Origin of the sequence: Flavobacterium sp. FlaQc-28 (assembly GCF_044007415.1) — a bacterium.
In the GTDB taxonomy this organism is placed as follows: domain Bacteria; phylum Bacteroidota; class Bacteroidia; order Flavobacteriales; family Flavobacteriaceae; genus Flavobacterium.
On record NZ_JBIPCM010000009.1, the window covers coordinates 1 to 24562 of the forward strand.

Here is a 24562-nt window from a genome sequence, read left to right on the forward strand (position 1 = left end):
AAAATAACTGTTCACTTTGCCCAGAATAAACTGTTCACTTTGCTCCGGAATGACTGTTCACTTTGCCCGGAATGGACTGTTCACTTTACTCCGGAATGAACTGTTCAGTTTGCTCCGGAATACCCAATTGATCGCGTTCGCCAAAAGATTCCAGCTTTTCAGCAAATAAAAACTGAGTCAATACAATTCCCAGAAGATCTTCTTTATCAAAAATTCCAATAAAATGGCAGATCATATTTACGGGAGAAGAATTTTCGAGTATTTCGAGATATTCCCGTGTCAAAAAGATGTTATTATCAGCCAGCGAATTCCATTCTAAAGGCAGTAATGATGTGCTGTTGTAAATTTGAAAAGAATAAGTTGTATTCAAAAGAGAGTGCTAATTTGTTCAAAATTAGATAATTTTTATAAAAACTCAATTCGTTTAAGTTATTATTAAGAAAAACCCGTTTGAATTTAATTTTCCAAACGGGTCAGTTGTATATTAATTATGCAAATCCGCAGATAATACCGCCCATTAAAGCAAGTGTAACCATCCAATAACCTGCATGAATAAAAATATATTTCCAAGACTTTCTTTCAAATAAGCCATTAATTCCAACAATTGGAAGCGCAAAAAATAAGCCAGCCATAAACCCGTGAAGCGCACCATGCTTAAAGGTGCGATATGCTGTACCGTAATCATCCATAAAAGCTTTAAATGATGGTTTCGCAGTCTCAATTAAAGGCGGGCCGCCAACCATTCCTACAGCTCCAGATTGATGAATGGTTAATCCCATTAATATTACTGTAATCATTAAAGAGAAAATATAAGTAAACCCAAATATCTTGAGCATATTTCCAGTTTTAAGATCATCTTCGGTAAAATTATTTTCTTTCATCCAAATTGTACCAAATACTTTAGGATGGTACCAAATAAAACCAACTACCAATGTAACAATTGCGGCTAGTAAAAGCGCAGAGAAGTGAATTTCCATATTATGAGGTTTTTTATAATTAGTTGATTCAAAATTAGTTAAAAAATGATTACGTTGTTAAATGTTAAATAAGTAGTAAAAGTAATACGTATTCTTTATTTATCAACACTTTATCGACAATATATGCTTTATGTCTAGTAATTTCTTAATTTTGAAAATAGAAAAACCTAATTCCCCAAATTAGTTATGAAAAGCTTAACCACACTTTTTTTAATGCTTGTTTTTTCTCTAAATAGTTTTGCAGATACTGTTTCAGATAAAGAGAAAGAAGCGTTACTAAAATTTTATCATGCTACAAATGGCTCGCATTGGAAAATAAAGTGGGATTTATCGCTTTCCGTCTCGACTTGGTATGGTGTTGAAATAGAAGATGGAAAAGTAGCGGCACTCAATTTACCAGACAATAATCTGCAAGGAGAATTACCACTTGAATTTTTTGATTTAGTCAATTTAGAAAGGATCGATCTGCATAAAAATAAATTAGAAGGAACATTACCAAATGAAGTAAATAGTTTTAAAGAACTTGAAGTTCTTGATATTTCATCGAATAAAATATCTGGTGAATTGCCTTTAAGTTTTGGGAGTTTAAAAAAGCTTGAAGTACTTTCGTTATTTGACAATGAAATTGAAGGACAACTGCCTGGTTCAATATATACGATTACAACCTTAAAAGTATTGCTTTTAAACAGTAATAAATTCTCTGGAAATTTGAGTAAAGAGATATTGAATTTAAATGCTTTGCAAAACCTAAGTTTATTTGATAACAGTTTTGAAGGTGAAATTCCTGAAGAACTGGAGAAATTAAAGAATTTGTCAGAGATGAATCTTTCGTACAATAAATTTAAAGGAGCTGTTTCAAAAAAATTAACCTTGTTGGATTCGTTGAATATGACAATGTTTGATGAAGATGGAAATCCATTTTTATTAGATTTAATCGAAGAAAAAATACCTGAAAATATTATCGCAAATTAATCGTGCTTATGAATGAATTTTACTCGTTGAAAAAAGTTGATTAAATATATTTAGTTAATTGCCGAAAAACCGTAATTCTTTACGGTTTTTTTTATTTAATTTTTTGAGTTTATGAATTGTTAAAAGGCATTGCAGTTATTTTTATTGTTTTAATTTTGTCAAATAAATTTGATGTTAATTTTTAAAACAGTCATTTTTTTTCATAACTTTAAATAAGAGTAAAGAGAAAACATATAACCTTTTTAATTATAAAATTATGGTATTACAATATCAAGGTGAACAACACGGAAAAGCGACTACTTTTACAATAAGAATTATTGGTAATAACTTGTCAAAAAGCAGTTCTAATTATCAAATTGATTTATTAGTAGGAGATAATAAACTGCCTACTTTTACCACTTCAATTCATCAAAGTCTCTCGAATTGCTTGAAAGAAATTTACTTGTTTAGAAAACATAATGGAATCAAGTTTAATGAAGCATCAGAGAAGATAACGTCACTTTATGTACCTTATGATAAGGTTTTGTACAATTATAATAAACATGCACTATTTATGGCTTAAAAGTCATTTAGCTGTTGTATAAAAAAAGACTACTCAAACCGAGTAGTCTTTTTGTTTTATAATTCTTTATTATGAAATAATGAATTAGCTTGATATTCTGGATGTTTGTCGATGTAAGCTTTTATGTAAGGACAATACGGTTTTACTTTAAGATGATTTTCTTCTGCGTAATCCAAAACATATTTTGCGATGTAAGCCGCTAATCCTCGTCCAGATAATTCTGGTGGAACCTCAGTATGAATATAGGCAATACCGCCATCGAATAATTTGTATTGTTCAAACGCCATATGTCCATCTACGTGAATCTCAAAACGTTTGTCTTTTTCGTTGTTTATAACTGTATATTCCATAATTGCTTTTTTTTAGTATTGTAAAATTAGTAAGTATAAAACCTAGTAGACTTAATCTATGACAAGAAATTTAAAAAAAAACGCATTGATCGACCTATTTTTTTCTATTCTTTAAAAGGCAGTTCCCCAAAATAATACTTTAACTTTGAGTACTGCTTAAAACAGCAAATAGAATTTGCAGTATAAATCATCAATGAAAGATAAAGAAAATAATCAAAAAGGCTGTTCAGTTCACAAATGTACTACAGATGATATTAATTGTATAGGCAGTTCGCCGCTTTACACTATATTTCTATTTGAAGGCAGCGGGAAAGTAAGCGTAGATTTAGTCGAGTATTCTTTTAATGGCAAAATTGTGCTGTTTTCAACTCCATACCAAATGGTTTATTTTAATGTAGAATCTCCAATTAAAGTTAGAAAACTGCAGTTTCATGGCGATTTTTACTGCATTGAATACCATAAAAAAGAAGTCGCCTGCAATGGACTTTTGTTTAATAATATTTATCAACAGACTTTTATTAATCTTAAAGAAGAAGACTTTGCCGAAATTGATTTCATCTTGAGAAAAATGATAATCGAGCTTCAAGATTCGAATACGTATGCTGCAGCAGTTGTAAAAGCTTATTTACAATTGATTTTGGCATTATGCAGTAAAATTAAATCTAAAGATAACAGCATCGAAGCAGAAAAGAATGCACATCATCCGTTGATGAATTTTAAGGAACTGTTGGAAAATAATTTTCATAAAGAAAGGCAGCCCTCTTTTTATGCTGCAAAAATGGGAATTTCGCCCAATAATTTTTCGAAGATCTGCAAGCAGTATTTCTTAAAAACACCTTCGACATTAATTCATGAAAGAGTAATACTTGAATCTAAAAAGTTAATTCATCTGACTTATAAGAGTATGAAAGAAATTGCAACTGAATTGAATTTTGATGATGAGAATTATTTTAGTCGTTATTTTAAAAAACATACTGGAATTACGCCAACAGCTTTTCGAGAAAATGTTGGAATATCTATCGCAGCAGATTTGTCCAGACAATAGCCATATTTGTCCATTGTGGTCTAAACTGACTCTTTTTAATTTTGTGTCTAAATACTTAGACTATGAAAATCTTAATCATTTTATCAAAATTACAAGGGCAGTTTATCAATTTTATGCGAATCGCTATTCTTATCGTTATGGTGTGGATTGGCGGACTTAAAGCTTTTCAATATGAGGCTGATGGAATCGTTCCTTTTGTAGCCAACAGTCCTTTGATGAGTTTCTTTTATAATAATCCGCAAGAATATAAAGAACATAAAAATAAAGAAGGAGAGATGGTTCAAAAGAATATTGAATGGAATCATCAAAACGGAACGTATAGTTTTTCGTATGCTTTAGGAACCGTTATTGTCATTATTGGTACGTTGACTTTTTTGGGTATTTTTAATAATCGTTTGGGACTTATTGGCGGATTACTTACTGCTGGTATGGCGCTGGTAACTCTTACTTTTTTGATTACTACTCCAGAAACTTGGGTTCCTAATTTGGGAGGCGATCTGCCAACTCCGCAATTTGGTTTTCCTTATTTATCAGGGGCTGGTCGATTAGTTGTAAAAGATATTATTATGATGGCCGCCGGTTTGATTGTCGCTTCTGATTCTGCTAAAAAGCTTTTGAACGAGTAAAAAAAAAGGAACAGGAACAAGGGAGTTAAATAGTGTTACTTTCTGTTTTTTAACCATCTTTCGATTGGTTCGATAGCAGTATTTATAATAATAACGGTAAGAGTACAAATTAAAGCTTCGGCAAAATAACCAGAAGCAGCAATACAGCCAATAGCAGCGCTGCACCATATCGTTGCGGCGGAGTTTAAACCATGTACATTGTCACCTTCTCTAAAAATGACTCCTGCACCTAGAAAGCCAACGCCCATAACAACCTGTGCTGTAATACGCGTAACGTCAATATTTGATGCTGTTCCTGAAACGTTTATAGATAATAATACAAAAGTTGCGGCTCCTATAGCTACCAGCGTATTTGTTTTTAACCCCGTTTCTTTATGATGCCATTGTCTTTCAAAACCTATAATTAATCCCGCTAAAGTCGCGGCGGCAAGTCTTGTTAAAAATTCTGTAGTGCTCAAAATTATTACTTTTTAGATCATTAAAAAAGAGTCATTTTCTTGTGAAAGCTGTAATCTTAACATAAAGATATTTAAAAAATAAATATGGTCAACGAGTTTAAAAAGAATCTATTTTAATGCCTCAAACAATATTTCTACCGGATGCTGCGCTTTGCGGCCTGTACCATCAGCAATTTGATGTCTGCAGCTTGTTCCTGACGCAGAGATTAATGTAGCCTGTTCTTCTGAACGGATTGTTGGAAACAAAACCAGTTCTCCTATTTTCATAGAGATATCGTAATGCTCTTTTTCATAACCAAAAGAACCCGCCATACCGCAGCATCCGCTTGGAATGTTTAAAACGGTATAGTTTTTTGGCAGCATTAAAATTTTCTTTAGCGGAACTAATGATGACAAAGCTTTTTGAAAACAATGCCCATGCATACGCACACGTTCTGTTTTTTCAGTAAAACTAGCGGATGAAATACGACCCTCATCTAATTCTTTGGCTAAAAATTCTTCAATTAAAAAGGTTTTTGAAGCAGTTAATTTTGCCTTTTCTTTTAAATCGCCGCGGCATAAATCGGGATATTCATCTCGAAAAGTTAAAATGCCCGAAGGCTCTATTCCAATTAAAACACCGTCTTGAGGGATAGCTTTTTCAAAATCAAGAGTATTTTTTTCGGCTATTTCGCGAGCTTCTTTCAGTATTCCTTTAGAAAGATAAGTTCTCCCACTGATACCGATTTTCGGAATTTCAACCTGGTAGCCTAAACGATTTAAAAGTTTCACTGCTGTTTGACCAATTTCAACATCATAATAATTCAAAAATTCATCATTGTACAAATACACTTTACCATTTGCAAAATCTCCTTTTTGAGTGTAATTTTTCATCCATTTTTCGAATGTGATTTTATGCATTAACGGCAATTTTCTCTCGACTGCAAAACCTGATGTTTTTTTTATAATATTTCCTAAAACACCTTTCGTAGATAAATTATAAACCCAAGGTATTGCTGCAAATAGTTGATTTATTTTGGGCGTATTTCCAATCAATTTCGAACGGAATTTAATGCCGTTTTTGTCGTGATAGTGTTGTAAAGTTTCGGCTTTTAATTTTGCCATATCAACATTCGATGGGCATTCAGATTTACAGCCTTTGCAACTTAAACATAAATCAAGAACATCAAGAAGACCTTTATCATCAAACTTGTTTTCTTTTTTCGAATTGGTTATAGTTTCTCTTAAAATGTTCGCCCTTGCGCGTGTAGTGTGTTTTTCATCACGGGTTGCCATATAACTTGGGCACATTGTACCGCCGCTTTTTTCGGTTTTTCTGCAGTCTCCAGAACCATTGCACATTTCGGCAGCACGCAAAATTCCGTTATGCTCAGAGAAATCAAAATAAGTTTCGGGCATTGGTGTGTCTTGACCTGCGGTATATCTTAAACTGGTATCCATAGGTGGTGTATTTACAATTTTACCAGGATTAAAAACACCCCAAGGATCCCAAACTTCTTTTATTTGAACAAACATTTGATATATTTCTTCGCCCAGCATAAGCGGAATAAATTCTCCTCGAAGTCTTCCGTCGCCGTGTTCGCCGCTTAAAGAACCTTTATATTTTTTAACTAAATGTGCAATGTCTGTTGCGATAGTTCTAAAAATTGCTGTGCCTTCTTTTGTTTTTAAATCGATAATAGGGCGCAGGTGCAATTCGCCAGTTGCGGCGTGAGCATAATGCACACAGTTTAAATTTCTTTCTTTTAAAATAGCATTGAAATCTTCAATAAAATCGGGTAAATCGTTTACATCGACGGCTGTATCCTCAATTACAGCAACAGCTTTGGCATCGCCCGGAATATTTGATAATAAACCTAATCCAGCTTTTCTTAATGCCCAGACTTTATTAGTGTCTTCTCCGTAAACTATTGGAAAATGATAGCCAAGATTTTTAGAACGCATCAAAGTCTCCATTTCTATAGCAATCGCGTCAATCTCTTCTTGGGTATCACGTAAAAATTCGACTGCTAAAATTGCTTGTGGATCACCTTTTACAAAAAAGCGGTTTTTGCTTTGCTCAATGTTTTCTTTTGTACATTCTAGAATATAATGATCGATTAATTCAACACTGTCTGGATTGAATTTTAAAGCTTCAATATTGGCTTTTAATGATTCATTAATGCTTTCAAAATGTATGCAGACTAAAGCAGCGTGGGGTTTTAGCGCCTCAACTAGATTTAATTTTATGGCTGTAGAAAAGAACAAAGTCCCTTCAGATCCTGCAATTAATTTACAAAAATTGAACTTTTGGTTTGAGTTTCCAAAAGGCATTGAATCTGCCAACAAATCTAAAGCATAACCGGTATTTCTTCTCGGAATTGTTTTTTTAGGAAAATTATTTTCGAATAAAGTTCTGTTAGCTTCAGATGATAAAATATCTTTGGCTTGAAGATAAATGGCTTGTTCTAGAGGACTTACGACATTAATTCCGTTGCATTTGTCTTCAAATTCGGCATTAGTCAAAGCACCAAAAGTAACCTCGCAGCCATCTGCCAAAAAACCTTTAATTTCAAGTAAATGTTCACGAGTAGAACCATAAACAACAGATCGTGCACCACAGGCATTATTGCCAACCATACCGCCAATCATGCAGCGATTACTGGTAGAAGTTTCTGGTCCAAAAAAAAGTTTGTACGATTTTAAATGAAGATTTAATTCATCACGAATAACTCCAGGTTCTACCCAAGCCGATTTCTCGGCTGCATCTACTGAAATGATTTTGGTAAATTCCTGCGAAATATCAACAATAATTCCATTTCCAACCACTTGACCAGCAAGTGAGGTTCCGGCAGCACGTGGTATTATACTTCTTTTATTTTCTCTTGCAAAGGCAATGATTTTTTGAATATCTTCTTTTGTTTTTGGAACTGCAACAGCCAAAGGCATTTCTTTATAAGCACTTGCATCAGTAGCATAAAGCAGTCGCATGGTATGATCGTAAAACAATTTACCTTCTAGTTGCTTTTCTAAACTTTCAAGATTGATAGAATTCTTGGAAAGGGTATTATTGTTATTCATTTTAATACAGTAATTATATAGAAGATTACCTTATCCAAAATTATTCAGATAAGAAGTCAGGAATAGTCTTTGTTTATTGTTGTTTGCTATTGTTTTAACACATAATCAATCTATAAACTCAATTTAAGGTTTTGTCATTTCGATCGAAGGGAGAAATCACAAAAGAAACTCCACAATCAAAATTGTCAATCTTTGTCGAATCCTGTGTGTGATTTCTCCCTGCGGTCGAAATGACAATATTGTGTTTAAGCGTGGGAATTATGTGTTAAATGTTTTTTACAATTCGCTTAATGCAATGTCAAGTAATCGCACCATTTCATCGGCATTTTGTTTGCTGAATGTCATAGGCGGTTTTATTTTTAAAACATTATGCAAAGGACCGTCTGTACTGAGTAAAAAGCCATTTGCTTTCATTTTTTCGACTACGATATCTATTTCAGGAACGGCAGGTTCCATTGTTGTTCTGTCTTTTACCATTTCGGCGCCAATGAATAATCCGTGTCCTCGAACATCGCTTATTATTGGGTATTTTGCCATCAAAGTTTTAAGACCGTTCATCAAATGATTTCCTACTTCGAGTGCATGTTGCTGCATTTCTTCTTCCTGAATAACATCTAAAACGGCTAATCCGGTTGTCATAGAAACTGGATTTCCTCCAAAGGTGTTAAAATACTCTAAGCCGTTATTAAATGAATCCGCAATTTCCTCTGTTACAATTACTGCTGCGAGCGGATGTCCGTTGCCAATCGGTTTTCCTAAAACAACAATATCCGGAACTACATTTTGTAATTCAAATCCCCAGAAATGATCTCCGATTCTTCCAAATCCTACTTGAACTTCATCGGCGATACAAACACCTCCAGCGGCTCTGACATACTCGTAAGCTGTTTTTAAATAGTTTTCGGGTAACGGAATTTGTCCGCCGACTCCCAATAAAGTTTCACAAATAAATACGGCAGGTGCTTTATCTTCTTTTTTTAAATCTTCGATAATTCGCTGTACATCAGCAGCATATTTTTCGCCTGCTTTTGCATCGCCATATTTAAATGGACCTCGATATAAATCAGGATTAATTGCTTTGTGAATCCATGGCATTTGGCCAGAACCGCCTTTGCTGTCAAATTTATACGGACTCATTTCCATTGCCACAGTTGAAGTTCCGTGATAAGCATGATCCAGTACAATAATATCTTTTTGCTTGGTATAATGACGGCTCATTCTAATCGCTAAATCATTTGCTTCACTCCCAGAATTTACAAAATAACAAACGCTTAGTTTTTCGGGTAATGTTGCTGTTAATTTTTCAGCATATTCTGTTATGGCGTCATTTAAGTACCTTGTATTTGTATTTAAAGTGGCAATTTGTTTTTGCATTTTTCTAACCACAACTGGATGACAATGCCCAACATGCGACGGATTGTTTACACAATCTACAAAGGTTCTTCCTTTGTCATCATACAAATATTGCAACGCGCCTTTAACAATTTTTAATTTGTCTTTATAGCCAATGCTTAGATTTCGACCAATTTTCTTTTTACGAACTTCAAGTAAATCGCTGTAATCATTATCATTGATTAATCTTTCAAAACCACAAGCTTTTCTAAATGCATCTTGCGCTTTTATTGGATTAATTTGAATTAACTTATACAATAAATCCCAAGCTGGTTTTTCAGTAATAAAATGATGTTCATTATTGCTGTCTAAAGAAGCATTGTAAGCAGATTGTGTAACGCTGATACAAAGTCTTCCCGCGATTAAATAATATAATAAATCTAATTCTTGTTCCTTAAGTGCGTAGGCTTTGTGATATCCTTGAACAATTGATGCTGCAACTGCCAGCGGATCTTCTTCATCGAGCATAGCATAAGTACACGCTATAGCTAAATTATTGATAAGAGCGGTGTAAACCATGTCGCCAAAATCAATTAAACCACTTATACGATTACCTTGTACTAATACATTATAGTCGTTGGCATCGTTGTGAATATAAGCATGTCTAAGGCGGTGTATTTGAGGCAGAACTTCTGTATCAAACTGCAGTAGAAAATAACCTGCAATACGTCTTTTTTCGTGATTTAGAATGTGTTTTAAGTTGTCTCCGGCTTCACTCGCATGACTAATGTCCCAAGTATAATTACGATGCATTGCAGGATGCGAAAAATCCTTTAAAGCATTGTCCATATTACCTAAAAAAGAACCTAAATTAGAATGTAATTCAGTTGTTTTAGCCTTTTCATCAACCCAAAAAGTACCTTCCAAAAAGTTTAGAATTCGGATGTAATAAGTTTGATTATCAAGTACTATTTGGGTTAATTCATTACCTTGTTTGTTAATGCAAAAATGCTGAAAACAATCCGAAATGCTGCTTTTTGTTAAGTGTTTTATGATTTCAACCTGAGCTTCTAAAAAAGGAAATGAATGACTTTCATTTGATACTTTTAGAATGTACTTTTCATTTTTGTCATTTGATAAAAGAAAGTTTAATTCATCATATCCATTTAATGCCTTTGCGATTACGGTTAATTCGTAATGTTCTTTTACTAAGTCTTGAATAGCTGCTTCTGAAAAAGTCATTGGTATTATATTAAATTATTTTTGTCTGTTTTATTGTTTTTTCGCCACAAATTGCACAAATTTTCACTAATTATTATGCGTATGCTATTTAAAAAAATTCGTGAAAATTTGTGTAATTGCTTCGCCTGTTCGCTATCGCTCGGGTCGTGGCAAACCTAATTTCAAATTTTACTTCCAAATCACAGCTTGTGCAGGCTGTAATGGGTTTTGTCCAACCAGTATTTTACTTCCTTGAGGAATAGGCAGATTAATAGGTTCATTGGTATAATTTACGCCTACATAAAAACCATCTCTCCATTCTATAAAAACACCTTTTGGTAAATTTTCAATCGCAACTTTGGCACGAGAATACGTGTCACGTACAATTTGTCTCTCTAAATTTCCATCATTGCTTTCTGCTCCAATATAAGTAATAGTTCCTTTGCCTAATTTTCGAGTTACAGCTGCTGCTTTGCCTTTGTAAAATTGATCGTCATAAGTGGCTAAAACTTCTGTTCCTTGTTTAGGTGATAAAACATCAGCCCAAGTATTCCATTTATAGCTGTTATTTCCAGCTTTAATTGTTCCGTTTACATCAGAAACTAACATGTCAAAAAAGTCAACATCAGCACCAATTAAAGGAACAATAGGAGCATTCCAATTTGCTTCAAAAAAATGACCATTTCTGTCTTTCTGTCCTGTACGGCAAGTTAGAATTAAATTTCCTCCGTTCTCTACATATTTTTGCCATTTTGCTACGAGTTTTTGATCAACAAGCTGATAAGCCGGCGCAACAATAAATGGATAATCATCAAAATTAGCCTCTTCTGTAATAAAATCCATAGGTGCACCTGTTGATTTAATGGCCGAAGTATAAGTGTTTCTATGTTTCCAAGTATTCCAGAATTTGGTTTGTTTCTGGTTTTCTAAATCCCAAAGATTGTCATGACTCCATAAAAAACCAGTTTTTCGTTTCGCAATTTCTTGCGGTATTATGGCTTTCGGGTTGTATTCTTTACGAAGCAGTTTCATGTCTTCGATAGATTGTACAAATTCTTTTCCGCCTTGAGTAAGGGTTACACCATCTGTACCAACAATTCCGTCGTGATACATTTCGCTGCTTCCAAGCGGATGTCTGTATCTATACGTACAAGTAAAAGAACAGCCGCCGCCAAAAGCCTGCGAAATCCACATGTGTACTGTTCCAGGAAGTAACTGCGGATTAATACTTGCCCAGTTTACCTGTCCAGGCTGTAATTCCATAACACCAGTAACGCCTGTTATTGATCTGTAATAATCATTTGCTTCTGAAATTTTGCTTGGTGAACCCATTCTAAAACTATCGCCGCCTAACGGATTTTGACCGCTCACAGGATACATTGTATAGGTTATAAAGTCCATTTTGTCAGCACTTCTTGGATCAGCGTCATAAATTACGTTGGTAAAGTTTGTTGTAATCCATTGTTTTGGATCAACATATTTTCTAAGTATTTCAGCTTGTCTGTTCAAGTATTGAGCTTGAGCATCAGATGTAAATCTTTTGAAATCTAAAACGGCATGCGGACTCAATTTATCTTCAAAATACATTTCAGCATTTGGTAAAACAATTTGTTCGAAATTATTGTAGCGTGTACTCCAGAAATTTCCAACCCATTCTGTGTTTAACTTTTCGATTGTTCCGTATTTGGCTTTAAGCCAAATTTGAAATGCTTTGCGTGCCGATGGACTGAAATCTGCTGTACCAAGAGGTTCATTGTCTATCTGCCAGCCCATGATGTTTTTATTCTTGCCGTATCTTTTTCCTAATTCAGCAACAATTTGATCTGTAAATTCTCTGTATTTTTCATTAGTTATAGACACATTTGCTCGGTTTCCGTGTTCTCTACGGTGGCCGTTTGCATCTACTAAATATATCTCAGGATATTTTTCTCCCATCCATGCCGGCGGAGTTGGGGTTGGAGTACAAAGAATTACTTTTAAGCCTTCTTTTTCGGCTATTGCCAAAGCATCGTCCAGCCATTTAAAATCATAAACACCTTCTTGCGGTTCCATGTAAGTCCAGGCAAATTCAGCAAAATGCGTAAATTCAAAACCTAACTTTTTAATGTTTTTTAAGTCGCGTTCCCATTGTTCTCTAGGCCATTGCTCAGGATAATAATAAACGCCAATCTGCATTAAATCTGGTTTTGAGAAAAAACGCTGCGGATCTTTTTTTTCTAAAGAAACTGCTTTTTTATTTTGCGCAAAAATAGGTGTCGAATGACTGCCTGCAATAAATGTTACTGCAGCAATAAATTTTGCAAGAGATATATTTTGGTTCATGATATGTTTAATCTTTAATCAATAATAAATTCTGAGTTTTAGTTTTTCAAAAGAAGCATTAAATAGTGCGCCGCCGACCAGCTGAAATTAAAAGCTTCAAGTCCTTTTCCAGTTAAAGGCTGATAATTTTCTCTAATAGAAGTTCCTTTATCCAGAACACCATCAGCATTATGAATAAGTTTATGCGCCAATTGATCTGCTTCGTTTGTGTATCCGTATTTTTCTAATCCATTGATGCCAAAATAACTTTGATCAAGCCAGATTGGTCCTCTCCAATAACCGCCTTCGGGTTTAAATTTCGGATGATTGGCTGCCAATGTTGGCAGAGGAACAAATGTGTTGAAAATAGCTGGATTAAGCATATTTTCTTTCATTAATTTAGTCTGTTCAGGAGTTGCAACTTCTGCCCAAATAGGCAAATATCCTTCGCATCCCATAATCTTTATTAACGATTTTCCGTCGATTGTTGTATCGTAGTACCAGCCAGTAGACGCATCCCAAAATTGTGTTTGAATTTTAGTTTTTAATGCTGTGCTTTCGTCTTGCCAGTCTTTTGATTCTTTGGTTAATTTTAAAACTTGTGCCATTTTACTTAAATAGTTTTTTTCGGCATACAAGAATGAATTTAAATCGACACTTTCCTGATCTAAAGAAAAAGCTTTTTCTGCATTTTTCAAGATTTTACTATCATCAAAACGAACCGCATTGTCCATTCCGCTTTCCCATTTGGCAGCAATTAAAGTTCCGTCTGTTGAACCAAATTCGCATAAACCATCTTGATCGTGATCGCGTTCTTTGTACCACCAGTTATGGTATAGTTTTAATTTTGGATAAAACTCTTTTAAGAAATCAGCATCTTTTGTTTTTTCATAAATCTGCCATATTGCCCATGCTGCAAGCGGTGATTTTGTGTTACGATAATTGTTTTCTTCAATAAGATTATTTCTGTAAACACAGTCAGGAATAAAGCCGTTTGGTTCTTGATAATCGAATAAAGCACGCATTTGATTTTTGGCTAATTCAGTATCATAATTTGCTACTGCTGCAGCGTGTTTCCAGCTGTCCCATGCCCAAAAACCATGAAACCATTCATAATTATAACTCGGAAAAAGGCCTCCATGTTTTAAACCTTCTGCTGCAATTCTGGTATTATTTTGTAATGTCAATTCTAATTTTGCAATTAAATCAGAATAGATATTGTCTTTATAAATTGCTTTTTTCTTGGCAATTAATTGTGCCAATAGATTTTCTTTTTCTTTTTGCGTGTTGTTTAATAGTGTGTTAAATGTTGTTTTAGCTATCGATTCTTTTTCTTTTTGCCATGAATACTGTGGAAAAATAAAGGTTTGAGAAACAACAATGTCTTTGGTTTCATTAGGCTTTAAAGTCAGTTTTTCAGTTTGAGCTTTATAACCTTCTTTTGTAATTTCGATTGCTGGATTTGAGTTTAAAAACTGAATGTATCCAATCGCTGTACTTTTTGAAGAAACTATTTTTAAAATTTTATTTTCATCAGATAACTTTAAATCATTTAAAAAAAGAGAGGCGTTATAAGACGGATAAAGTGTTATTGCTTTTCCTGTTTTATTGGTAATACTTGTTTTTTGAAGTACCGAATGGCCTGATAAATAAACTAGTTGTTGTTTTACGCTTACTTTTTCGTTTTGAAATTGTTGTTCAAGGTGACTGTTGTAACTGTTTTGATTTACTAAAGCGTTTTTCCAGTTAATGACTTCATTTTTATTTTCGTCAGTAAGCTGTAAAGAAACAAATGATGGACTCAGCCAAACTCCGTTTTGTTCTGTCATTAAAAATGGACCTGAAAATCCTGCCTGCGTATTGGATGTGTCCAAGAATCCGAATGCAAACCATGCGCCTTTATCTGAGAAAGCCAATGAGTTACGATCTTCAGCTTTCGCTGGATTTCCCTTATAATTTAAGCTGTTTTTTGCGGATTCTAAAATTGGAAATCCTTTTTGCGCCGAGCCGGATTGTAAGATAAAAAAGAAGGATAGAATAAAAAGTATATGCCTTTTGCCCATGTTATTTCGTCTTTATTGAATGTTTTTATTTTGTGTAGTATTTATATAAATCTATGGTTTTAGATAAATATAATACAGTAGAGAATAGTTTGTAAATTTTATTTAACACATAGATACATAGTTTAATGCAATTTATTTTGAGTGAAACATCTTTTTAGATCTTGTAAACTATGCTTCTATGTGGTAAAATAGTATCTCCAGCAATTTGCTATTAGATAAAAAGAATAGCCCAAGAAATATAGGGCTATTCTTTTAAAAATCGTAATTATTTAATGGATTAATTTGCTTGTAATTCTGTTATTGGAATAGGGTAGAAGTTGTTTTTTGCAGCATCAAACCCAGTACGTCCTGCAGCATCAAGAGCAGCTTTTGTTTTCCCCCAACGACGTAAGTCGTAAAAACGATAGTTTTCAAGAGGAAATTCAAGGATTCTTTCGTGTTCGATTTGCGCTTTTACTTCGTTTGCGGTTGTTCCTGTCATTGCTGGCATATCTGCTCTATTACGAACTTTGTTGATGTACGGAATTGCTTCTGGTGTACGACCTAATTCGTTTAATACTTCGGCCTGCATCAATAATACGTTAGAATATCTCATTAATGGAACGTTGATTGCTGTAAATTCCTGATTCATTTTTTCCTGTGTACTTGGAATAAATTTACGGAATACTGGTTTGTCTGTATCACCAAATTTATCATCATAAGTAGTTCCTAATACTAACGGATTGTTTGGATCATTAAAATAAGGATCTTTAAAGAAAATAGTACTGTAAAAACGAGTGTCGTAGTTACCTGTAGTTGCTGTTTTTCCTTCTTTCTTAAATTCGTTAATAAGTACAGTACTTGGCAAAATTTCATCCCATCCGCCTAGTTCTGCTGCAGCCATCCAATAATGTAGTGCATTACGATAAAAGGCACCGTTTGCTGTTGTTTCTGTAAACTGCAATTCGAATATTGATTCTCTGGTATTTTTAGAGGTACCATCAAACATAGAAACGTAATCTTTAACTAAGTCATATCCTTGTACTTTATTAAGTGCAGTAAGAGATTCGTTTAAGAAAGCTTGTTTTTGAGCAGTTTCTTCATAAGCTCTGGTTAAATAAGCAAATCCAAGATAGCTGTTTGCAGCTCCGCTCGTTGCGCGTCCCGTTTTATCTGTAGATTGTTTTGCAGGAAGTACTGCAGCCGCAGCTTTAAGTTCGCTTGTAATAAAATCCCATGCTTCAGCACGTGTTGATAACGGAATGCTTAGATCGCTTTCTTTAGTAATGTATTTTTTTCTAACATAAATCTGTTCCCAATTTAGGAGCAGTTTCATATGGTAATAAGCACGTAAAAAACGAGCTTCGGCTTCAATTTGTGCTCTGTCAGCATCGTTTAGGTTAGCTGCAGGAACCTGCGGCAATTTATCGATAACTTGATTAGCATTACTGATTCCTCTGTAGTTAAGTCTCCAATACGTTGCAAACTGCGGGTTTCCATTTGTATAAGTAAATGTCGAAAGTTCAACCCAGCTTTGGTAGTTTAAGGCATCGCTTCCTAAGTCGCAAATGTCTTCACGATACGCTTCAACCGGCCATTTTACTTCGGCAAAAGCCCATTCGTCTACGGCTGCTTCAAGTTGTGAATACGTTGCTGCCAAAGCAGATTCGGCATCGGCTTTATTTCTCCAGAAATTACCCGAGGTAAGCTGGTCAGGAGATTGCTGGTCTAGATAATCACTACAACTTGTAATAGTGAATAAGCTTATGATGGATAATAAATAAAATATCTTGTTCATGATTTTGTCTTTTTTAAATAGAATTAAAATATATATTGAACACCTGATACAAATGATCTTGTAAATGGATAAACAAAACGATCAACACCTGTATTAAGAACAGATGCACGAGAAAATTCTGGATCAATACCTGAGTAATCAGTGATTGTAAATAGGTTCTCAACACTTACATAAAATCTAAGTTTGTCTATTTTAGCTTTACCTAACATTTTACTTGGGATTGTATATCCTAATTGTATTTGACGCATTCTCACGAAGTTTCCGCTTTCAAGAAAACGATCAGACTCACGGCTGTTTCCGTTAGGATCTTGTAATACGGCACGCGGCATATTACTGCGGTTTTCTGGTGTCCAAGAATTTAGAGTCGAAGCCAGCATATTGGTTCCTGCACTCATAGATTCGTAAAAATATCTATTTCCGTTATACAGTTTGTTACCCCATCCGCTTCCAATTAATGCAGAGAAGTCGAAACCTTTGTAACTTGCTCCTAAACTAAGATTAGCTTCTAGTTTTGGTAATCCCGTTCCAGCGTAAGCTTTGTCATTTTCATCTATAGAACCATCGCCATTTAAATCTTTAAAACGAATATCTCCAGGTTGTGCATTTGGCTGTAATAAAACACCATTTTTGTTGTGTGCATTTACTTCCTCAACAGATTGGAAAATACCATCGGTTTTGTATAGGTAAAAACCACTGATTGGACTTCCTACACGTGCTTGTGTTGGGAAATGTTCTTCGCCAAATTTCAATCCTTCACCATAAATAGTTTGTCCTTCGTTTGCAAGAGATTCTACTTTGTTTTTAAGTGTAGTAAGGTTGAAACCTACATTGTATTTAAATTCCTCCACTTGATCACGATAGTTTACTTCAAGTTCAAAACCGCTGTTACTGATTTTACCTACGTTAAGTATCGGATTATCAATACCTGCAGATGGCGCTAATCTTTTTGTAATCAATAAATTATCAGTAACGTTGTGGTAGTAGTTCATCGAACCGCTGATTTTTCCGCTTTTTAGCGTGAAATCGATACCAACGTTTTTAGAATCAGTTGTTTCCCATTGCAAGTTTCTATTTTCTAATGCAGTTGCAATACTTCCCGGCCATGGGTTGCTTCCAACACCTTGTACATAACCGTTGCCTAAACTATTTCCAGTTTTGATCAAAGTATTGGCAGAGTAATATCCTAAAGCAGCCTCGTTACCCAATTGTCCCCAGCTTGCACGTAATTTTAAAGTTGAGATGAAAAAATCTTTTGGGAAAAAGTTTTCTTGATCTATTTTCCATCCTAACGCAATCGATGGGAAAGTTCCCCAACGGCTGTCTTCTCCAAATTTAGAAGAACCATCTTTTCTAACCGTCATTTGAAGTAAGTAACGATCGTTGAAAGAGTAGTTTAAACGGCTGAAAAATGAAACACGATTGTATTGAAATTTAGAACCGTCAGCAGAGTAAGTTCCTCCTTTACCCGCACCAATAGTTTCAAAATTTGGATCTAAAAATCCAGACGGACGATCGATTGATACCAGCTCTCCGTTTTCTACAGAATAGTCTGTTGTTTTTCCTTCAACACTTACTTGATTCCAGTTTGATGATTGACCATTAATGGTGTTACCAAGCATTAAACCAAAAGTATGTTTTCCAAAAGTTTTATCAATTGTGATGATATTATCTAATATCTGCTCATCCCAATGTGATCTCAATTCTGTTTGCATCGGATAAAGATGCACTTCTTTTGGATTAGCAATAAACGGCGGAAAATGAGCCATTTGCTGATTGTTTTTCATGTGGTAAGAATAGGCAATTTTATATTTCAGCCATGAAGTAATGTTTGCTGTAATAGCAATATTTGCTGTTAAATCCTGTCCGTTATCATTACTTTTTCTAAAATGTTCTTCAGCCACTGGATTTGTTCCCGCTGGAAGTCCATTTTTACCCGTTAATCCATAGCCGTATTGTTCATTTGAATCGTAAACAGGAACTAAAGGAGCCATTGTGTATACCTCTTTTAATTGAAAATTAGGCAGTGCATTTTGTGTTGCTATATAAGCCATTTTTCCATCTACATCAAAAATAGATTTTTTAAAGCTTACTCTTGCGCTTGCTGTTTGCTGGCCAAAATCATTATCGATTACAACTCCTTTTTGTTTTACATAGTTACCGTACAAAGCAAATTTAATATCGCCCTGTCTTCCTTGAACTCCTAAACCATAATTTTGCGTAAGTCCAGAACGGAAAACTTCGTCCTGCCAGTCTGTATTAACATCAGATGGAGCAGTAATATAAGCAGGAAGAGGTTTTGGCGATGTAGCATATTTGTTATACTCATCATACATTCTTTTATGTACAGTACGATAACCGTCAGCATCTAATAAATCTAAAGTATTAGCAACATTCGTTAAACTTAAAAAAGAACTAAAATCTACTTTTATACCTTCTTTTTGACCATTTTTGGTGGTAACGATAATTACTCCATTTGCCGCAACAGATCCGTAAATAGCAGCAGCAGCTCCATCTTTAAGAACCTCCATCGATTCGATGTTTGTTGGGTTTATGGTTTTAATGTCTCCTTGAAAGCCGTCAATAATATAAAGCGGTTCAGTTGCTCCAAAGGTGTTTACGCCACGTATTTTTACTCTGACATCTGCTCCTGCAAGACCACCGCTCTTTTGCACATTTACACCAGCTACTAAACCTTGCAATGCTTCAGCAGGATTTGTCGCAGCCCTTGCTTCAATGCTTTCTTTTTTAACAGATGAAATTGCTCCAGTAACGTTGCCTTTTTTCTGAGAGCCATAACCAATTACGATAACTTCATTAAGTTTATTGGTTTCTTCTGTCATTGTTACATTAATCGTAGTCCGGTTGTCTGCAGTTTCCGTTTTTTGAGTAAAACCCAAGAACGAATAAATGATCGTAGGATTTGTTAAATTTGACGGGAATGACAATGTGTAATTTCCATCAAAATCCGTTGAAGCATTGTAGTTTGAATCTTTTATAGAAATGCTTACGCCTGGTAACGTATTGTTTTTATCATCAGTTACTTTTCCGGTTATGCTTTTTTGCGCTTGACCATAATGGAGAGTTGGCAGCCATAAACATAATAGTAAAGGAATAAAATTCAGCTTCCTAATTAATAGTTTTTTCATTTGGTGATAGTTTTTGGTTAATTAAAATCCGATAGTTTTCTTTTTTTTAGTTTTTTTTTAATTGTTATAAAAGCAGTTTATTTTTTGGCTTCGGTTTAAAACCTGATTTATAAAATGCGATGAATTTTTAATCTGTTTTTTTTTTAGTTTTTTTAGTTTTTGCTTACAGATCAAATTTTATTCCTTGTGCCAATGGTAAACTAGTAGTATAATTGATTGTATTGGTTTGTCTTCGCATGTATACTTTCCACGCATCAGACCCAGATTCTCTTCCTCCTCCGGTTTCTTTTTCTCCTCCAAAAGCACCGCCAATTTCAGCGCCGGAAGTTCCTATATTTACATTTGCAATACCACAATCAGAACCTGTAACGGATAAGAATAGTTCAGCTTCTCTTAAATTATTGGTCATTATTGCCGATGATAATCCTTGTGCAACACCATTTTGAACAGCAATCGCATTCTCAACAGTTCCTGAGTATTTAAGTAAGTATAATACAGGAGCAAAAGTTTCGTGCTGTACGATTTCGAATGCATTATCTGCCTCAGCAATTGCAGGTTTTACATAGCAGCCGCTTTCGTATCCTTCACCAGAAAGTACACCGCCATCTACTAGAATTTTACCTCCTTCGGCAACTACTTTTTCAAGAGCATAATTATACATTTCGACTGCTTGTTTGTCGATTAACGGGCCAACATGATTGTTTTCATCCAAAGGATTTCCAATACGCAATTGTTTGTAAGCCGACACTATTGCATCTTTTACTTTGTCATAAATACTTTCGTGAATAATTAATCGACGCGTAGATGTACATCTTTGACCTGCAGTTCCTACAGCTCCAAAAACAGCTCCAATAACGGTCATTTTAATATCAGCATCCGGCGTTACAATAATGGCATTGTTTCCGCCCAATTCTAATAACGATTTTCCTAAACGTCCTGCAACAGTCTGTGCTACTATTTTACCCATGCGAGTAGAACCTGTCGCAGAAATTAACGGAATACGGCTATCATTTGTCAGTATTTCGCCAATTTTGTAATCGCCGTTGATCAAACATGAAATTCCTTCCGGTAGATTGTTTTCTTTGATAACCTCAGCAATAATATTTTGACAGGCAATTCCGCAAAGAGGTGTTTTTTCAGATGGTTTCCAAACGCAAACATCACCGCAAATCCAAGCCAGCGCTGTGTTCCAAGCCCAAACAGCTACTGGGAAATTAAATGCTGAAATAATTCCAACAACACCCAAAGAGTGGTATTGCTCGTACATTCTATGCCCTGGACGCTCTGAATGCATAGTTAAGCCATGAAGCTGACGTGAAAGCCCTACCGCAAAATCGCAGATATCGATCATTTCCTGTACTTCTCCATAACCTTCCTGCAATGATTTTCCCATTTCATAAGAAACCAGTTTACCTAAAGCTTCTTTGTTTTTACGTAGTTTTTCTCCAAACTGACGTACAATTTCACCGCGCTGAGGTGCAGGCATTACTCGAAACGTTTTGAAAGCAGTTGTTGCCGCCTCCATTACTTTTTCATAATCTGCAGCAGTCGAAGTTTTAACTTTAGCAATTAACTGTCCGTCAACAGGAGAAAAGCTTTCTAGCAGTTCTCCGTTCGAAAAATAGTTTAATCCTGTTGAGGTTCCTTCGTTAATTTCCTTTATGCCTAATTGGTCTAAAGCTTCTTTTATTCCAAATTGTAATTCTGTTGTTGTCATTTTGACCTTTTTTGATTGTGTTATTCAACTCTTATCGGGCATTATAAGAAGTTGATTTATTTGATAATGTCGATTGCTGTAAATCAATCTGAATATTATGATTTTTGCAGTTTAACATCTGTACTCTCAAATATTTTATCGGCAGATGAAGCAACAAATCCTTGATACAATTCTCCGTTTGACATTGGATAACGAAGTGCAAATTCGTAATAACAAGATGGAATTTCCAGAGCTCCTTCTTCAAAATCAATTGTATATAGATCTGCCAATGTGCTCGATTGCTCTAATAATTGTTCAGGAGTTCCTTTAATTTTCCCGCCAGATTCATTCAACTTCCAGCCGTTGTTTTCTAAGAAAGTGTTCAGCTCTTCTAATGTTTCAAAATCTTTTAAAGCATTTGTATTTATAGTAAAGTGATTGGCTCTAAATCCGTAAACATACATCCAGGCTGCATATTCAGATTCACTTAATAATGATTTATAGATTTTCTGAGAATCTGCTTTCCAAACAGAACCGCTTAATACTAATTCAGGATTCTTGAATGTATCATCATCACAGCTGTTCAAAATATCTTTTACAGTTTCTTGTAATTCAGCAGAACATTTTTCTAATTCCAATTCAGAGATAAAAATTCTCGGCGCATCTTTGTCTGTAGCATGTTCATAATGTTTGGCAAATAATTTTTTAGTTTCAAAATTGTATTCTCCTTTTGCTTCGTAACCAACATTTAGAAATGGTTTTTCTAATACCTCTATATTAATACGTTTATCATTAAAAGTTCGAATTGCGATATGGTCATTTTTTATTACTTCACCTTTTTCTTCTAATAATTCATGAATTTTTTTTGCTGATGGAGTGATAGCAGCATACTGCTCCCATAGTTTTGTAAGTAATTGATCTTTATTCATTTTGGTTGTGTTAAAAATGTGTGATTATGACACAAATCTATATAAAATGATGTTATTATAACACTGTGTGTACGTGATTATTGATAATTAGACATATTGTAATTGTTTTTTTGTAATTTTGACACTTTAAATGCTGGAATCAGCTTTAGAATTGTCAAAATAGTATAATCAATCCAAAAAAATGAACCATGGCAAGTACAAAAAACAATGAAAATACTGACTATTTAGATAAAGAAATCATCAAAAAACTTAGTGAAAACGGAAGAGTGCCATTTTCTGATTTAGCTAAAGAATTAAACATATCAAACTCGCTCGTACATTTAAGGGTTAGGAAATTGCAGGAGTCTGGAATTATTACTGGATTTTCTGTAAAACTGAATGCCAAAGAACTTGGTTATGAAACGGTTACCTATACAGGAATTGTTACTAAAGAAGCACGTTTTTCTTACTCAATTGCTGAAAAATTGAAAGAAATTCCTGAGGTAATTGAATGCCATTGGGTTTCTGGAAAATATGCTTTATTTATTAAAATTGTGTCCTATAATAATGAAGAACTTCGTAAAATTTTATACGAGCAAATTCATCAAATTGAAGGTGTAGGAAGCACCGATTCTTTTTTCTCATTTGGTTCAGCATTTGAAAAAAATGTGCCTGTATAAAAATGAAAAAAATAAGGCTGAAGAAACTTTTCTTCAGCCTTATTTTTTAATTTAAGTTTGGTTGTTCTGTTAACCATCTTGTCAGTGTATTCATTATTTTGTCTTGATCTTGCTCTGAAAAGTTTTTTATTCTAGTGGCATGACTTCCACCAGCTAAAACCATTTTTAAAGCATCAAGATTTGAATTAGGAGTTGGAGAACAAGACTCCCAAGTATCATAACCTCCATAAATGTATAGTATTTTGGAGCCTTTGTTTTCTACATAATCCCTCACTTTTTTAATGTATTTGGGATTATATGTTATTTGAACATCTTTTGGTGCAAATCGATTATTTGAAGTGCTTTTTACAGTTGTCAATAAATCTTTAACAGGTGTAAAATCAAATCCATAATAACCTAGCTCACTCATGTGCTGGTAGTAAGATGGCAATAAATCATAATAGTTTTTGTCGTTGTAATAACCAATTCCAACAATTTTGTTCATATAATCAAACAGCGTTTTTGATGATGCTGTGTTGTCAGGAATGTCTTCACATTTTCCTCCCCACTGCCAGAACGAAAAAGGAAATTCAAGAACGCCATATTCTAAAGCTTCATCAAAAGAAACCTCAGTAAAAGTCATTTTTTCTTGGTCAGCATATGCTTTAATTTCTTTAAGAAGTGCTGCTCTGTTTTGTAATAAAGTGCGCTGAAAATCAACTATTTTTTTACGGCATTCAGCAGTTCCTACAGTTGCCAGATGCTTTTCGATTCTAGGATCTTCCTGAGTGTTTATTAAAGGAGCCACATAGGGAACTGCAATATCAATATCGTTAGGATACTTCGATTTGTAAATTAAGGTCGTTTCGCCGCCTTTACTAATTCCTGTCGAAATCCATTTCCCAGTATATAATTGTTTCAATTTTGTTACAATCGAATGATAATCTTCGATCGCCTGATCATTTGTTAAATATTTCCATTGAATTGGGTTAGGTCTCGAGTTTCCATAAAAACGATATTCAACAATTACCTGATTCGTATGCAATAAAGAACTTAATTCTGTTTTTTTATAACGTGCGGCATAACCTTCAGTTTCGATTACCATTGGACTTTTAAAATCTAAATGCGATAAATACACATAATGCTTAAAAGTACCTTTTTTCGGATTGTTATGATCTAAAGGTTCGTTAAGAACTAATTGATACGACTCGCTAAAACCGTCAAGATCTTTGGTTTTTGTAATAGCAGCATCAGGAAATAATTCTTTTAGTTTATTTTCTAAACCTGTCTGAGATGCGGTTTCAGTTTGAGCAAAACTAGTCCAGAATGTCAAGGAAACAGTCAGTACTACTAAAATGTGTTTTAACTTTTTCATTATTGTTTAAAATTGTTTTTTATAAAAATAAGGT

The 24562-nt window shown here is 34.4% G+C and carries 18 protein-coding genes; 5 read left to right on the forward strand and 13 right to left on the reverse strand.

Annotation, left to right across the window (positions count from 1 at the left end; translation table 11 throughout):
* Nucleotides 1-85: 85 nt before the first annotated feature.
* Together ACHRVL_RS19310 and ACHRVL_RS19315 are read right to left on the reverse strand one after the other, a co-directional pair.
* On the reverse strand, nt 86-370 hold the full coding sequence (locus tag ACHRVL_RS19310) for a hypothetical protein (protein ID WP_395414983.1): 285 nt from the start codon (nt 368-370) through the stop codon (nt 86-88).
* Between the two features lie 118 nt (nt 371-488).
* Nucleotides 489-977 (reverse strand): DUF1761 domain-containing protein, encoded by a 489-nt coding sequence (locus tag ACHRVL_RS19315; RefSeq protein ID WP_395414984.1) that lies wholly within the window; start codon nt 975-977, stop codon nt 489-491.
* Between the two features lie 186 nt (nt 978-1163).
* Between ACHRVL_RS19315 and ACHRVL_RS19320 the strand changes: the two genes are divergently transcribed.
* Both ACHRVL_RS19320 and ACHRVL_RS19325 read left to right on the forward strand, forming a co-directional pair.
* Nucleotides 1164-1949, forward strand: coding sequence for a Two component regulator three Y domain protein (locus ACHRVL_RS19320; RefSeq protein ID WP_395414985.1), 786 nt, complete (start codon nt 1164-1166; stop codon nt 1947-1949).
* Nucleotides 1950-2205: 256 nt separating this feature from the next.
* Nucleotides 2206-2511: a hypothetical protein gene (locus ACHRVL_RS19325; protein ID WP_129024518.1), complete on the forward strand. Its 306-nt coding sequence runs from the start codon at nt 2206-2208 to the stop codon at nt 2509-2511.
* A gap of 56 nt (nt 2512-2567) precedes the next feature.
* Here ACHRVL_RS19325 and ACHRVL_RS19330 read toward each other — a convergent pair whose 3' ends face one another.
* The gene (locus ACHRVL_RS19330) at nt 2568-2861 is read right to left on the reverse strand and encodes a GNAT family N-acetyltransferase (protein ID WP_089058280.1); all 294 of its coding nucleotides are present in this window, start codon (nt 2859-2861) and stop codon (nt 2568-2570) included.
* A 193-nt stretch (nt 2862-3054) separates the two neighbouring features.
* Between ACHRVL_RS19330 and ACHRVL_RS19335 the strand changes: the two genes are divergently transcribed.
* Nucleotides 3055-3906, forward strand: a complete 852-nt coding sequence (locus ACHRVL_RS19335) for a helix-turn-helix domain-containing protein (RefSeq protein ID WP_395414986.1) — start codon at nt 3055-3057, stop codon at nt 3904-3906.
* 62 nt (nt 3907-3968) lie between these two features.
* On the forward strand, nt 3969-4532 hold the full coding sequence (gene rclC / locus ACHRVL_RS19340) for a reactive chlorine resistance membrane protein RclC (RefSeq protein WP_395414987.1): 564 nt from the start codon (nt 3969-3971) through the stop codon (nt 4530-4532).
* Between the two features lie 35 nt (nt 4533-4567).
* Here the strand turns inward: rclC and ACHRVL_RS19345 are convergent, their stop codons facing one another.
* The 9 genes from ACHRVL_RS19345 to ACHRVL_RS19385 form a co-directional block, all read right to left on the reverse strand.
* On the reverse strand, nt 4568-4990 hold the full coding sequence (locus tag ACHRVL_RS19345; RefSeq protein WP_395414988.1) for an MgtC/SapB family protein: 423 nt from the start codon (nt 4988-4990) through the stop codon (nt 4568-4570).
* A gap of 108 nt (nt 4991-5098) precedes the next feature.
* The gene (locus ACHRVL_RS19350) at nt 5099-8050 is read right to left on the reverse strand and encodes an FAD-binding and (Fe-S)-binding domain-containing protein (RefSeq protein WP_395414989.1); all 2952 of its coding nucleotides are present in this window, start codon (nt 8048-8050) and stop codon (nt 5099-5101) included.
* A gap of 276 nt (nt 8051-8326) precedes the next feature.
* Nucleotides 8327-10624 carry an aminotransferase class III-fold pyridoxal phosphate-dependent enzyme gene (locus tag ACHRVL_RS19355; RefSeq protein ID WP_395414990.1) on the reverse strand — a complete coding sequence of 766 codons (2298 nt, stop codon included), beginning with the start codon at nt 10622-10624 and terminating at the stop codon, nt 8327-8329.
* Nucleotides 10625-10792: 168 nt separating this feature from the next.
* Nucleotides 10793-12925, reverse strand: a complete 2133-nt coding sequence (locus tag ACHRVL_RS19360) for a beta-galactosidase (RefSeq protein WP_395414991.1) — start codon at nt 12923-12925, stop codon at nt 10793-10795.
* 38 nt (nt 12926-12963) lie between these two features.
* On the reverse strand, nt 12964-14967 hold the full coding sequence (locus tag ACHRVL_RS19365) for an MGH1-like glycoside hydrolase domain-containing protein (protein ID WP_395414992.1): 2004 nt from the start codon (nt 14965-14967) through the stop codon (nt 12964-12966).
* Nucleotides 14968-15244: 277 nt separating this feature from the next.
* Nucleotides 15245-16744, reverse strand: a complete 1500-nt coding sequence (locus tag ACHRVL_RS19370; RefSeq protein WP_395414993.1) for a RagB/SusD family nutrient uptake outer membrane protein — start codon at nt 16742-16744, stop codon at nt 15245-15247.
* Nucleotides 16745-16767: 23 nt separating this feature from the next.
* On the reverse strand, nt 16768-19890 hold the full coding sequence (locus ACHRVL_RS19375; RefSeq protein ID WP_395414994.1) for a SusC/RagA family TonB-linked outer membrane protein: 3123 nt from the start codon (nt 19888-19890) through the stop codon (nt 16768-16770).
* A 163-nt stretch (nt 19891-20053) separates the two neighbouring features.
* Entirely contained in the window at nt 20054-21607 is a 1554-nt protein-coding gene (locus ACHRVL_RS19380; RefSeq protein WP_395414995.1) for an aldehyde dehydrogenase family protein, read from the reverse strand.
* Nucleotides 21608-21702: 95 nt separating this feature from the next.
* On the reverse strand, nt 21703-22515 hold the full coding sequence (locus tag ACHRVL_RS19385) for a DUF1338 domain-containing protein (RefSeq protein WP_395414996.1): 813 nt from the start codon (nt 22513-22515) through the stop codon (nt 21703-21705).
* Nucleotides 22516-22703: 188 nt separating this feature from the next.
* Here ACHRVL_RS19385 and ACHRVL_RS19390 point away from each other — a divergent pair, with 188 nt between their 5' ends.
* On the forward strand, nt 22704-23174 hold the full coding sequence (locus ACHRVL_RS19390) for an Lrp/AsnC family transcriptional regulator (RefSeq protein WP_129024530.1): 471 nt from the start codon (nt 22704-22706) through the stop codon (nt 23172-23174).
* Nucleotides 23175-23220: 46 nt separating this feature from the next.
* Here ACHRVL_RS19390 and ACHRVL_RS19395 read toward each other — a convergent pair whose 3' ends face one another.
* Nucleotides 23221-24528 (reverse strand): S28 family serine protease, encoded by a 1308-nt coding sequence (locus ACHRVL_RS19395; RefSeq protein WP_395414997.1) that lies wholly within the window; start codon nt 24526-24528, stop codon nt 23221-23223.
* Nucleotides 24529-24562: the final 34 nt, after the last annotated feature.

Bases quoted from the DNA above. Each gene is read 5' to 3' on its own strand.
- ACHRVL_RS19315 (WP_395414984.1), bottom strand. From the start codon at position 977: ATGGAAATTCACTTCTCTGCGCTTTTACTAGCCGCAATTGTTACATTG.
- ACHRVL_RS19320 (WP_395414985.1), top strand. From the start codon at position 1,164: ATGAAAAGCTTAACCACACTTTTTTTAATGCTTGTTTTTTCTCTAAAT.
- ACHRVL_RS19325 (WP_129024518.1), top strand. From the start codon at position 2,206: ATGGTATTACAATATCAAGGTGAACAACACGGAAAAGCGACTACTTTT.
- ACHRVL_RS19330 (WP_089058280.1), bottom strand. From the start codon at position 2,861: ATGGAATATACAGTTATAAACAACGAAAAAGACAAACGTTTTGAGATT.
- ACHRVL_RS19335 (WP_395414986.1), top strand. From the start codon at position 3,055: ATGAAAGATAAAGAAAATAATCAAAAAGGCTGTTCAGTTCACAAATGT.
- rclC (WP_395414987.1), top strand. From the start codon at position 3,969: ATGAAAATCTTAATCATTTTATCAAAATTACAAGGGCAGTTTATCAAT.
- ACHRVL_RS19350 (WP_395414989.1), bottom strand. From the start codon at position 8,050: ATGAATAACAATAATACCCTTTCCAAGAATTCTATCAATCTTGAAAGT.
- ACHRVL_RS19355 (WP_395414990.1), bottom strand. From the start codon at position 10,624: ATGACTTTTTCAGAAGCAGCTATTCAAGACTTAGTAAAAGAACATTAC.
- ACHRVL_RS19360 (WP_395414991.1), bottom strand. From the start codon at position 12,925: ATGAACCAAAATATATCTCTTGCAAAATTTATTGCTGCAGTAACATTT.
- ACHRVL_RS19365 (WP_395414992.1), bottom strand. From the start codon at position 14,967: ATGGGCAAAAGGCATATACTTTTTATTCTATCCTTCTTTTTTATCTTA.
- ACHRVL_RS19370 (WP_395414993.1), bottom strand. From the start codon at position 16,744: ATGAACAAGATATTTTATTTATTATCCATCATAAGCTTATTCACTATT.
- ACHRVL_RS19375 (WP_395414994.1), bottom strand. From the start codon at position 19,890: ATGAAAAAACTATTAATTAGGAAGCTGAATTTTATTCCTTTACTATTA.
- ACHRVL_RS19380 (WP_395414995.1), bottom strand. From the start codon at position 21,607: ATGACAACAACAGAATTACAATTTGGAATAAAAGAAGCTTTAGACCAA.
- ACHRVL_RS19385 (WP_395414996.1), bottom strand. From the start codon at position 22,515: ATGAATAAAGATCAATTACTTACAAAACTATGGGAGCAGTATGCTGCT.
- ACHRVL_RS19390 (WP_129024530.1), top strand. From the start codon at position 22,704: ATGGCAAGTACAAAAAACAATGAAAATACTGACTATTTAGATAAAGAA.
- ACHRVL_RS19395 (WP_395414997.1), bottom strand. From the start codon at position 24,528: ATGAAAAAGTTAAAACACATTTTAGTAGTACTGACTGTTTCCTTGACA.